This window comes from Pedobacter glucosidilyticus DSM 23534 (assembly GCF_000425145.1).
Lineage (GTDB): Bacteria > Bacteroidota > Bacteroidia > Sphingobacteriales > Sphingobacteriaceae > Pseudopedobacter > Pseudopedobacter glucosidilyticus.
Map to the genome: position 1 here is coordinate 131,855 of NZ_AULF01000003.1, position 12,983 is coordinate 144,837.

The 12,983-nt window shown below is 35.5% G+C and carries 7 protein-coding genes; all 7 read right to left on the minus strand.

The genetic code is table 11. The annotated features are described in order from the left end of the window. Positions 1–7: 7 nt before the first annotated feature. On the minus strand, positions 8–3,055 hold the full coding sequence (locus H510_RS0100655) for a SusC/RagA family TonB-linked outer membrane protein (RefSeq protein WP_026902538.1): 3,048 nt from the start codon (positions 3,053–3,055) through the stop codon (positions 8–10). Between the two features lie 114 nt (positions 3,056–3,169). Further along, positions 3,170–4,678 carry a glycoside hydrolase family 10-like protein gene (locus tag H510_RS0100660; protein ID WP_036691459.1) on the minus strand — a complete coding sequence of 503 codons (1,509 nt, stop codon included), beginning with the start codon at positions 4,676–4,678 and terminating at the stop codon, positions 3,170–3,172. Positions 4,679–4,865: 187 nt separating this feature from the next. Next, positions 4,866–5,912 carry a glycosyl hydrolase family 18 protein gene (locus tag H510_RS0100665; RefSeq protein ID WP_026902540.1) on the minus strand — a complete coding sequence of 349 codons (1,047 nt, stop codon included), beginning with the start codon at positions 5,910–5,912 and terminating at the stop codon, positions 4,866–4,868. A 51-nt stretch (positions 5,913–5,963) separates the two neighbouring features. Then, positions 5,964–7,598 (minus strand): PKD domain-containing protein, encoded by a 1,635-nt coding sequence (locus tag H510_RS0100670; protein ID WP_026902541.1) that lies wholly within the window; start codon positions 7,596–7,598, stop codon positions 5,964–5,966. Between the two features lie 11 nt (positions 7,599–7,609). Next, on the minus strand, positions 7,610–8,374 hold the full coding sequence (locus H510_RS0100675) for a hypothetical protein (protein WP_026902542.1): 765 nt from the start codon (positions 8,372–8,374) through the stop codon (positions 7,610–7,612). 4 nt (positions 8,375–8,378) lie between these two features. Continuing rightward, the gene (locus H510_RS17960) at positions 8,379–9,899 is read right to left on the minus strand and encodes a SusD/RagB family nutrient-binding outer membrane lipoprotein (RefSeq protein ID WP_245584767.1); all 1,521 of its coding nucleotides are present in this window, start codon (positions 9,897–9,899) and stop codon (positions 8,379–8,381) included. A 7-nt stretch (positions 9,900–9,906) separates the two neighbouring features. Further along, a complete protein-coding gene (locus H510_RS0100685) occupies positions 9,907–12,930 on the minus strand; it encodes a SusC/RagA family TonB-linked outer membrane protein (RefSeq protein WP_026902543.1) in 3,024 nt (1,007 codons plus the stop codon). Between the last annotated feature and the right edge of the window lie 53 nt (positions 12,931–12,983).

Consider the following 12,983-nt stretch of genomic DNA (forward strand, 5'->3'; position numbering starts at 1 on the left):
GTTAAAGTTAGAAGGTAACGTTTAAACCCAAATAAATATTTCTTGTAGTAGGTATACCTGTTCCTACATATCCAACTGCATTTGATGCTGCACCATAGGTACTAGACTCAGGATCAAAACCAACAAAAGGAGTTGTTACCCATAAATTATTTGCTGTAACAGATAATGATGCTGATTTAACAAAGCTACTGTTCGGCAATAAGGATTTAGGTAGGCGATATCCTAAAGAAATATTTTGCAATCTTATCCATGAACCATCCTGAAAACCATTGTTTTCTGGAGCTAACCTATATTGGAATGCGTTATTATAAAAGTTTTGATCTATCGTAACAGGAGTTTCATTAACAACATATTGAGGGGCTGTAGGAGTTCCAACATTTCTAACTCCATTAAATACAACTACAGCATTTCTCAACTCTGTTTCGGCTCCTATACCGGTAATATATCTTTGCCATTTAGATATATCATTTACAAATCCACCTTTTCTAAAGTTAAACTGAAAAGAGAAATCAAAGTTTTTATAGCTAAAAGAAGATCCCAAACCACCAATCCAATCTGGAAAAGCATTACCTATTAAATAATTTTCTGATAAGGGTTGTGGCACAATTGGAAATCCATCATTACCTATCAATAATTTGCCATTATTTACACCGGTTGGGTCATCAGTTACTCTTCTATAAGGCCAACCATACCAGTCGCCTGGTCTACCTCCTCTTTTTATAATTTGTTTATTCCATGGACTTTCTGGATTAAAAGTAATCTCATTAACCCCTTCTGGCATAGATAATACTCTACCTTTTGTTTGAGACCAATTTGCATTTAAATTCCATTTGAAATCTTTATTGCTGATGATATTTGCTGTTAATAAAAATTCTAAAGAATTATTTCTTATCTCACCTGCGTTGGTAACAAATAAATCAAATCCGGAAGCATAACTTACTGGTACGGGTACAATTTGGTCAACGCTATTGGTGATGGCGTAATTAGCATCTAAAGTTATTTTATCTTTAAAAAATCTTAATTCAGTACCAAACTCTAACCCCTTTGTTCTTTCTGGTCTTAATGTTTCTGAACCAAAAGTTATATTCCTATTGATTCCACTAACTCCGCTAAAAGCTTGTAAAGTAGAATAATAAACACCAATCTGATAAGGGTCTGCATCTTTACCTACCTCTGCATAAGACGCTCTCAATTTACCAAATGATAAAAAAGACTCTTTACTTAGGTTTAATGCATCAGTAAATATGTATGCTAAACTTGCAGATGGATAAAAGAATGAACGGTTATCTCTTGGTAAAGTTGAAGACCAATCATTTCTTGCCGTTAAATCCAAAAACAATTGATTTTTATAAGCCAATTTTAAATCTCCAAAGACACCAATAATATTTCTTTGAGGATTTGCGCTGGCAGTTGTATAAACAACATAATTATTGATACTTTCTAAACCCGGAACAACCGCTTGAGAACCATTGGTACTTAAGCTAGAGCGCTTAATTGCGGTATAAGAATGTCCCAACAAAAAAGTAGCAGAAAAATCCTCATTAATTTGCTTGGTTGCTCTAGCCAAAAAGTTTGAATTTATCTCAGAATAACCAATTCTTTGTTCAGACATGGATCCCAGTCTGGAGATTAGTAAACCAACTTCATTATAAGATTTTCTAAAATCGGTATAATGATCTACTCCCACCTTATAGTTAAAATTTAACCAGTTATTTGGAGAATAATCAACACCAGTATTACCAATTATCCTATTTACTTTATCTGTTAAGAATGAATTTTCAGAAAAATAGAAAGGGTTATCAATAGCTGCATTATATACTTTCTGAGAACCATCGGGATTAAGATAATCAGCTGGATTCACTGTATTAGTATGGCGCATCAGATAAAAAATCGCACCAGAACTGATACCTGTTCTAGGGTTTGTACCACCAGAATTAACATAATTAGCAGAAGCATCAAATTTCAGTTTATCAGACGCTCTGTAAGTACCAGCCATTTTTACTGATGTTCTTCCGTATTCAGAATTTGGAGTAACACCTGTTTGATCAAAATTTGAAAATGAAGTATAGTAATTGGCCTTATCATTACCACCACTTAAGGTTACCGAGTTTTGCAATTGATGCCCGGTTTTAAAATATAAATCATAAGGATTATAAACTGCTGTACCTGGTGCAATTGGAGGTCCCCATGTATTAACATTGCTTGCTAAAGCACCGTTGTTTCCGTTACCATATCTTGTTTGTATCGGAGGAGTATTAGCTACGTCGTCAAAGCTATAAGATGTCCTATAACTCACCTCTGTTCTGCCGCTTTTACCAGATTTTGTGGTGATAACAACAGCACCATTAGCTGCTCTTAGGCCGTAAAGAACAGATGCAGCAGGCCCTTTTAATATGGTCATGGATTCAATATCATCAGGATTGATGTCTGCAATACGATTTGGTGTTTGAAAATTATCTGCCCCAAAATTATCTGTAGCATTAGACACAGGTATACCATCTATAACAAATAATGGCTGGTTATCCGCAGACGGGCTTAAGGAATTAATACCTCTTACTTGTACCCTTGTACCAGCACCGGCAGCTCCACCAGAACCTGTTATCTGTACACCTACAACTTTACCTTTTAAAGCGTTCAAAGGATTTGCCTGATTGGTAGAAGTAATATCCTGACTTGTAATTTCTTGTACAGAGTAACCTAATGATCTCTTATTTTGCTTAACACCTAAAGCAGTTACTACAACTTCATTTAATGCCTTGTTATCTTGTTTTAAACTGACATTAATATTCGTTTGATTATTAATTGCGAGTTCTTGGCTTACATATCCTAAATAAGAGAATACAAGCACATCGTTTGCTTTAACTCTTAAAGTAAACTTTCCCTCTGCATTTGTTTGAGTCCCCTGACCCGAGCTCTTAATCTGGACGGAAACTCCTGGTAATACTAAACCATCTTCGGATGATGTAACTGTACCAGACACTACTGTCTCTTGTCCTATCGCATGAAGCGTAGCCAAAAGAAGTAAAATTAGCACTGAAAACAAGTTTTTTTTCATACAATCTTTTTTAAGTTGAACGTATTGGGTAATATTAGCACTTAGATGATTATTAAATATAAAAATAAATGCGCAAAAACGCAATTTTTTTTAAAAAAAACGCATAAAAACGCATCACTTATTTATAATATTAGACGGTTTACTTTCTCTGTTATTAAAATTTAAGGCTGTTAAGATGTATTGATGTTTCTTACGCTTATTAATGTGAAGTTCTATTTGATTAGCTGGAGCCCAAATAACTTTAATAATTTTTGCCGGATTACCCAGATCAATTTCTTCTTTCTTATCAAACTGATACAATACATATTTTCTTACTGATGATGAAACACCCATTTGATTTGCAGACTTCCAACTCAATATAATTTTACCTTTTTCCTTTTTTGCTATAAGATGCTCCGGTGCCGAAGGCGCAGTATCACTTAACCATGTCATTACTGGTGGTATAGCTTTATATTTATAAAAATTTTGCCTTAAAGAGTCTTGAAAACCTCCGAGGTTATGGGTTACAGACTTAGAACTAAAAAAAACGCTCCCTTGTATATGAGGATTATTTCTTAAATATCTGATTTGATTAGGCATTTGTTGCTTATCATTCCAACCATTTTTATCTTCTACTAAACGGTAAACCCCATGTCCTATGTAGACATGCTTACCAAAAGCATTTTTAGCCCACCAATCTACCAACTTCTCATAAGCAGCTGGTGCATAGTTAAATGGAAAATATATTTGAGGGTTGATATAATCTATCCAACCTTGTTGTAACCATTTTTTACTGTCAGCATATAGTTGGCTATAATGTTGAAAACCTGTAGTTTCTGAACCTTGGGGATCCTCTTTCATATTTCTGTATATCCCAGACGGAGAAATACCAAACTTTAGATAGGGCTGAATAGCCCTTAAACTATCAGATACTTGTTTAATCAATAGGTCAACATTATCTCGTCTCCAATCATCTATCGTCATTATCCCTCTAGGGTATGCTTTAAAAGTCAAGCTATCAGGCATGGCTTGCTTATCTGGATATGGATAGAAATAATCATCAAAATGCACCCCATCTACATCATAATTTCTTACCACATTGGTGATAATTTTAGTGATATAGTCTCTTACTTCGGGTAAACCTGGATTAAAATATTTCTTTGTACCATAGGTAAAAAACCAATCAGGCTTTTTATAAAGTAAATGATTGGAAGATACGTTAGCCGTATCTAAATCATTTGTTGCTCTGTAAGGATTAAACCATGCATGTAATTCCATACCCCTCTTATGTGCTTCTGCTATAGCAAAAGCCAATGGATCATAAAATGGCTCTGGAGCAAGCCCTTGTTTACCAGACAAAAACATGGTCCAGGGCTCGTTACTTTTAGCATAAAGCGCATCTGCTGATGGTCTTACTTGTAAAAAAATAGCATTCATGCCATTTTTTTCATGCTCATCAAATAGTTTAATTAATTCTTCCTGCTGTGAAGAAGAGTGAAGTCCTGGTTTTGAAGGCCAGTCAATATTCTTAACTGTTGCAACCCAAACAGCTCTAAACTCTGTTTTAGGTGTTTGCTGTGCAACTAATTTACCACCTAATAAAAAGAAAAGTATAGGCAATAGCAGGTTATACCTTTTGTTCATAAAAAGTTTTTTTTTAAAAGGCTGTCTCCAATCAGTACTCTTTGCATCAGGCGGAGCACCTGCTTTAGGTAAGCAGGGAGTCGAAGCCTTTTCTGAGCGAATTAGATAACATCTAAAATCTGTTCCAATCAGGACAAATACGATTTTTGGAGACAGCCTCTTTAAATAATAAAGATTTTGTTAAGGTTTAGTAAGTTCTGCCTATAGCATCATTTGCAGCTTTTAACAGAGATTTATCACCATTTATATCCTGATAAAATTCCCAAAACATAATTCCATTAGCATTATTTTTTGCCATTTGTGCTTTTTGTTTCACAGTAGGGATACCATTATAATAATAGGTTATACCATCAGAATTAGTAAAAGAATTAGCGTCAGGATCAGCACCAAGACGTATCAAATCTCTAAAGGTTAAAGCGGCATTCGCTGCATTTTTACCGTAAGCAGGTATACCTACTACAGCTTTTTCTTTAGGGATACCTTTTTGGTTTAACCAGTAATTGATAACATCCTCAGTAAGTACCAATGAAGCATGGTTAGGATTTCCCTTATAACCAGCGCCATCATAAGCCATAAGATTAATAAAATCCATAGCCTCTACAGCTCCAAGGGTAATACCATCTCTAATTCCACCAGGAAAAACACCTGCAGTAACCGCTGCACTTAAATATTTATGCCAAGCGTGTAGTTCTGTAGAAAGCTCTCTCATGAAACTTTCATAAGTAATGTGTTGCCCTTTATCTGCTGTAGGGTATTCCCAGTCGATATCTATACCATCAAGGTCATTAACAACCGCAAAATCTACGATATTCTTTATAAAGACCGACCTTAATGCAGGGTCTTTTACAATATTTTCATAAATCTGCTTTTCTGCGGCTGATACTCCAGCTATAGAAACACCAAACTTTACCCCATTTTCTTTAGCTAATTTTTTCATTTTCTCAAAATTAGCCGGACGAGCTATAGCTTTAAGTGTACCATTTGCATTTGGATAAGCAAAGGCAAAATGTAAATGGGTGATCATTTTAAACTTAGCTAATTCTATAGAATCTGGTTCTCTGCCTTCGGCATAATAAGCTACAACTTTAAAATTTCTATCTGACACATAAGGAGTTGTAGGTTTCTCTCTCACGGCTCCAGTATTATAACCGTCAGGAACTATAGCTACCTCTTTCTGACAAGCCTGAATGGTTATCAGGACTAAAAAATAGATATAAAATACTTTTTTCATCATTCTAAATTTTTAGAAGACTGCCCTTAAAAAAAGGACAGTCTTAATATTCATTTATCTTCTAACATTGTCTATAGCAATACCATAAGGTGCATAACCTCTGGTAGCTGGTATAAAGGCTGGGGCAGTACTACCATCCAAAGGATATATTTTCACACCTGAGTTTACTGCAGGATTATTTCTAATTGTAGGGGCGTTAGGATCACCTGATATATCCAAATCGCTACGGTATCCATAATATAAATACCCTCCAGTTGGTAAACTGGCATCTAAATTTAATGCTAAACCAGTTATGTAAACCCATTCATTTGCAGAACCTTCTTGTGAAAAAGCATTTGCTGCTACTTGCATACTTGGGCCATTATCAATAGCTACTACATTGTTACCATCAAGATCTGCTCTGTACAAACCATAAGCCCCAACATTAACAGCAAAATAAATCTTACCATGCACTTGGTCTACTACAAATGATCTGATGGCATAATTCATAATGTTTCCACCTAATGGTGCAATGAAGTTTCCAGCTGTACTAAATCTCCAGATTCCTTTTCCTGTTGTACCGGTTTTAGAAAGCCAAAGCTCATTATTTACAAATTTTATATCACCATCAAAATAAGTAGCAGTTGATACGCCAGCATTTGCTGCAGTTAGAGCAAATCTTGATAGTGGATACTGTGCATCCACAGCGTTAAGAGGTACTGTTCTTACCCCACCGTTTCGTTCTGTAAACCAAATATTTCCGCTATTATCAAAAGTATGCATCCATGGATCATTTCTATAATCAACAACTTGTGGTGCAGGAGGTGCTACAAAGTTGGAAGACCTGGTTAAAATTACCGGATTAGAACCATTAATATCATAAGAAGTAATATTCCCATCAGGGGCTGCATTTACACCTGAACTAAACCTTAATCCTTTACCTGTCTCTACAACATAAATTCTGTTATTAAAAACACTCATAGATAATGGGTGTAAAGTTGTAGCAATATTAGTTTGTTGAACAACTGCGTTTTGCGCAAAACTTAGTCTATAAATCCTCTGGGTAATGGCATCTGTAAAATACAAGCTTCTTGCCAGCTCACCTTTTACTTCAATAATCCTGGTTACCGTTAGTATTTCTTCACCATCATTAACAGTTAATGTTATGGTATGAAGACCCTCTCTTTCAAAAGCAACAGTTGGATTTTGTTCATTTGAAACTAAACCTGGCTCATCAAAATCCCATGAGAATGTAATATCTCTATCTGGAAATTTAAAGGCAGAAGCCTGAAATTCGTAATCATTAAACACCTCTATATTGGCTGGAGCTGTAATAACTGGGGTTCTCTTTCTTACAACAAGCTCTCTAACCAAAGAATCCACCCTACCATCTTGCCAAGCTGTTAAGGTTACTTTATAGGTGCCTGGCAGTTCGTACACTATAGTATCAGGCACAATCTTGGTACTAGAAGATATATCTTGTAGCCCTTCATTAGTTAAAATTTTACCCTGCGGAAAGTTCCATAAAAACCTTTCTGAAAACCTTGAACGGTTTGTTAAAATAAGTTTGGTTGGAGCGGTGATATTACCCTGAGGAAAATCAAAATAAACATCAAATTCTCCCGTGGGCTCAATTCTGCTGATTTCATCTTGCTTGCAAGCTCCTGCAAACAAAAAAACCGCCATTAAATACAATAAATATTTTTTCATCTTTAATATGTCTAATATTTAGCCTGAAAAACTGTTAATACTTCGTTAAAGGCTTTATTTTGTGAGGTTACCTTTACCTTCAGATTTGTAATCAGCTCTCCTTTTTTAGTTGCCGTCCTCAAAGCATTATTAATCAAAAGCTGCCTGGTTAAGTTAGCGTTTAGATTAGCTCTTCCGGCTGCTGTTAAGGAACCACCACTAATATCACTAGTAGGTGCCGTTGGAAATAAAGCTCTATAATCTAAAACATTAATATTTCTACTCAAATGATCTTTCAAAGAGGCAAATCCTTCATCAGAAAGCGCATTGATTAATTCTGCATCCTTAATATCCTGTGGTACAAACTTTTTATAAACATTTCTGATAACGTAAGCATCGCTAAGTGTTTCGTAAAATTTGTTCAGCTCATTATTCTCGTTTATAATGGTATAGTAGATATTATCTGTTTCAACAGAATCTACTACAAGATATACGGGTACATCATCCACAAAAGAATTTAAAGTAGTATTATTCAAAACAAGGTTTACTGCATACTTTTCTACTACAGTTTCAGAAAATTCTACTTTATCAATAATGTCATTAATATGCCATGTAGAGGCTGTAAGAATAATAGAGTCTCCTATTGCGGGTGTTCTGTTATTTAAAGTAACTCTTAAAGTTGCTCTGTGGGCATTATTATCAAGTGTATTACCTAAATCTGTAATCGGACTTTCTTTTTTACAGGATAGCAGTCCTAGGGCCAATCCTGCAATTAAAAATATGTTAATGCATTTCATGTCGTTAGTTTTTTAATTGTGACTGTTCTGCCCACCACACTGGATTAAATACCCAATCTCTGGCATCTGCACCAAATCTTGCAATCTCCTGTGGGTTATAAATATATTCGGTTTGTCTATCGTACGGAAGTCTTTGAATCCATCTTCCTTGCCATTCTGCAAGCGCATTTCTTGGATAATAGATTCCCGGATAAGCTGTTGTACTATATCCATACCTACGCATATCTACCCAAGTTTCTCCTTGAAGATACATGGCAACATATTTTTGCATCATGATATCACTGATTTTTAATACAGTAGGATCTGAAACTACTTTAGATGTAGTCATATATGCGGCAATATCAGCATCAGAAACCCCTAATCTTCTTAAGTTAGTTTCTATACCTAGCTCATAAGCTGCGTGTGCTGCCTCAAGATTTCCTTTATAAAACAAAGCTTCTGCTTTTATGAAATAAAGCTCTTCCTTTAGGATAAATGGCGCAGGAGAATCATTTCTTGTCCAAAAACCATTATACAAGTTCGCAAAATCTGCCATGGTAGTTCCTGTTGGTAAACCCAGCGTAGACAAACCTTCTGAAGCTCTAGCAGCTAAATACCTGTTATTGGCTCCTGGCGTTGTAAGTTTAAACAATCTAGGATCGTAAGTTAAACCGGCTTCATTTAATGTTAAATAATTCATTAAAAAATCGGTATGCATAGATTCCACCAATACATTTCTTATATCAGCGAAGTTAAATTCAGGACTTGCAACTTGTGGGCCCCATAAATTCATTTCCCATTCTCTGGTAGCACCAGCTGGATATTTGTATATCGCATCATCAAAATTTGCTAATGCATCATCTACAGTGGTAATTAAACGATCGTATCCATTATCAAAATTTGCTGTATGCAAATACATTCTAGCTTTTACTGCTTTTGCAAAAGCAGCCCATTTTCTCAAGTCGCCACTAAAAATTAAATCGGAAGTAGCATTCATAGGTCTATCAGAAGGACTCGCTTTTTCAAGATCAGCCAAACCTTCATTCAATAAGCTTTCAATACCTGCATATACTTGTTGTTGCGGATCGTAAACAGGATTGAAACTCGCACTATAAGCCTGAGAATAAGGCATATCTCCAAAAGAATCTGTTGCAGTAAGGTAAGAGTAAGCTAACATAATTTTAGCTACACCTAAATAATTAAATGAGCCCTCTCTTTGTGCAGTTTCAATTAAGCCTCTACAATTACTTCCAACATCAAAATAATGCCATCTCCATGCGCCTAAACGGGTAATGGCGTTATAATCTAATTGAGACTCGATTCTTGTATTTGATAATCTTGTAGTAAGGTAAAAAGAGTGATAACTAGCAAAACGAGCATGTGAATAATTGTGATAGGCCATATTTCCTAAAATGGCTGGTAACCTTAAATTAGATGGTGAGGTTACCGGGTTTACTGGATTTACATTAATATCGAGTTTAGAACACGATGTTAATAGAAATACCGCCAGTAATATCGAAAATGTTTTAAAAATATTTTTCATCATTCTTTGATTAAAATCCTACAGTTACTCCTAATGAAAATGTTCTTGACAAAGGAATATTTCCAAAATCAACTCCCATGGTACTTCCCCCTCCGCCTCCGGCATTAGGTCCTGCACTATTTACTTCCGGATCACCTCCGCTATAATTGGTAATTAAAATTGGATTTTGAGCTGATGCTTCAAAGCTTAATCTTCCTACTTTAAGTCTTTCTGCCATTTTTTTAGGTACACTATAACCCAAAGTAATGTATCTAACTCTGGCCCAGTTTACGGTCTCTATAAAATTAGTTCCAACAGGTGTGTATCTATTCGTGAAAAACGCAAAATCTAATGCTACTTCTCTGGTATTTTTGATAAAAGAACCATCTGCTTGCTGTACAACTCCGTTAAAAACATACATTTTATCTCTGTACACACCAATATCTTCTGCTAATCCTCTAGAAACCATCCCTAACCGTGTGGCGTTATATACATCACCCCCAAAACGGAAGTCCCATAAGAATGATAGGGTAAATGCTTTGTAATTAAATTTATTTAATAAACCTAAGTTTAATTTTGGCTCTCTGTTACCAATATATAGTTGTGAACTTTGTGAGTTAATAACCGGATAACCTGTATTATCTATAATGGTAAATCCGTCTTCATTTTTAAGATAATCGGTACCAATAATACCTAATACAGGCATATCAATCATAGACCCTGCGATAGCAGCTGTATAAGGTTGGCCAAATGTATAAGGGAATACTGTAATTTGACCTGGGAATTCTAGCATTTTAGACCTGTTTCTCCAACCATTTAAGGTAACGTCCCAATTAAAGTTCTTACCTTTTATCGGGCTACCGTTTAATGAAACTTCAACCCCTCTGTTTCTTAACCTACCTGCATTAAAAGCTTTAATAACAAAACCCGTTGTTAGTGGTACTCTGGCAGTAACAATTTGATTGCTACTTTCTTTATCATAGTATGCAACATCAATCCCTAACCTGTTCTTAAGTATTCTAAATTCAGCTCCATATTCATTCTCAATCGTAGTTTCTGGTAATAAGTCTGCATTTCCACCGGTAGGATCATTTTGATAACCTCCGCCTACACCCAAAAACTGTCTTAAATTTGTATTTGTTCTGTAAATAGGTGCATCTTTACCAACTTTTGCATAACTGGCTCTTAATTTACCATACCAAGTACCTCTGTTTTCAAACAACTCTGAAAATGTAAAACTAGCCGAATAAGAAGGTGAATAAAAAGACCTGTTTTGTTCTGGCAAAGTAGATGTCCAGTCGTTTCTACCCGTTATACCGATAGTTAACATACTTTTGTAATCCAACTTAAAATCACCATAGGTTGCATAGCGTCTTCTACGCGGAAAAGCCTCTGTAACGGTTAAGTTATTTCTGTCGATGTTGTTAACACTATAAATACCAGGTACAATAAAATTCTCGCCCGAAATGGCATTTGTTCTTGATTCAAAATACTCTGATGAACCTCCAAGAATTAAGGTCGCTCTTAAATCTTTAGTGATATTTTTATCGAAAGTACTGTTTAAGATATTGGTGATAAACTTGTAATTACCTTTATTCTCAAAAAGGCGACCTGTTAATAAACCTGGTGTACCTTCCACTGTGATATTAGAGTAGGTTTGATTGTAGAAATCCTGACCTATTCTGTAGGATAGATTTATCCAGTTATTAACTTTATAATCTAAGTTTCCGTTAACAACTATACGTTGGGTGTTTGTATTTCTTGGATTTTTCATCACATTCCACATAGGTGAAAGGATTAAGGTTTCATCTGAACCTGTGATATCCGAATACTCATAAAAAGGAGAGCCGTTAGGCTGCTCATACCTTAAAATGTCATAACGTAATGGATAATTATAAATACTATTTGCATAACCACCTGATGTGCCTCCTACTATACCTTCTTTAATGTTATTAGAAATATAATTGGCAGACCCACCTAAACTTAAGTTTTTAGCAAGCTTTGCTGTTCCTTTTAAAAGAAAAGTAATCCTTTCTGAACCTGTGTTTGGGATTATCGAAGAACCATCTCTATAATTACCACTCATGTAATAATTGTATTTTTCGGTACCTCCATTAATATTTAAATTGACATCATTTACAAAACCGGTTTCAAAAAAACGATTAATATTATCGTAAATAGGCTCATCATATCTAAACTTACGACCCCAAGATGAAGTTGATCTTTCATCAAAAACACCTCCAATACCTGTGGTAAATAACTTTTGCTGACCTGGTGTTTTTCCTACAGTTTCTACAAAGCTTTTGTATCCTCCGTTAATTTGTACAGCACCCGTTTTACCTTTTTTAGTAGTGATGATGATAGCTCCAGAAGCGGCATCTATCCCGTATAACGCTGCTGCTGCCGCTCCTTTTAATATAGAAATATCTTCTATATCCTCTGGATTGAAATCGGCCAGTCGGTTGATGGTACCATTTGTAGATGCATTACTTACCCTAATTCCATCTACAATCATTAAAGGCTGGTTGTCCCCGGTTAGGGATGAAACACCTCTTAAAATAATTTCTGATGGTAAACCAGGAGATCCTCCTGACGAGGTAATTTGCGCACCAGCTATTTGCCCTTGTAAACTGTTGATGATATTGGATTGATTAGCATCTCTTAAATCATCTCCTTTTACGGTTTGAACAGCATAGGTAAGTGTACGTTTATCTCTTTCTATACCTAAAGCTGTTACAACAACTTCACCTAAAACTTTAGTATCGGCACTTAAAGCTACGTTTATAACGTTAGAAGCGCCTACTGTTCTTTCAGTAGTTTGCATACCTACGAAAGAAAATACTAAAACTGCATTTTCCGGCACAGAAATTTTATAATTTCCATCTACATTGGTTTGTATGGCTTTTGAAGTCCCCTTTAAAGACACAGCAACACCAGGGAGCGGTTGTCCGTCTCCAGCGTCTGTTACCTTTCCACTTATCTCTTTCTGTTGCGCAAAAACTTGCAAAGAGAACAAGACTAGTCCAAAAACACTCGCGATTAGTCTTTTTTTCATAATGTTAAATTTGATTGAGTAAAGTTCACGAATTAAGAATAATTGGCTGTTAA

Coding starts and splice junctions, on each gene's coding strand:
- H510_RS0100655 (WP_026902538.1), bottom strand. CDS start 3,055: ATGAAAAAAAACTTGTTTTCAGTGCTAATTTTACTTCTTTTGGCTACG.
- H510_RS0100660 (WP_036691459.1), bottom strand. CDS start 4,678: ATGAACAAAAGGTATAACCTGCTATTGCCTATACTTTTCTTTTTATTA.
- H510_RS0100665 (WP_026902540.1), bottom strand. CDS start 5,912: ATGATGAAAAAAGTATTTTATATCTATTTTTTAGTCCTGATAACCATT.
- H510_RS0100670 (WP_026902541.1), bottom strand. CDS start 7,598: ATGAAAAAATATTTATTGTATTTAATGGCGGTTTTTTTGTTTGCAGGA.
- H510_RS0100675 (WP_026902542.1), bottom strand. CDS start 8,374: ATGAAATGCATTAACATATTTTTAATTGCAGGATTGGCCCTAGGACTG.
- H510_RS17960 (WP_245584767.1), bottom strand. CDS start 9,899: ATGATGAAAAATATTTTTAAAACATTTTCGATATTACTGGCGGTATTT.
- H510_RS0100685 (WP_026902543.1), bottom strand. CDS start 12,930: ATGAAAAAAAGACTAATCGCGAGTGTTTTTGGACTAGTCTTGTTCTCT.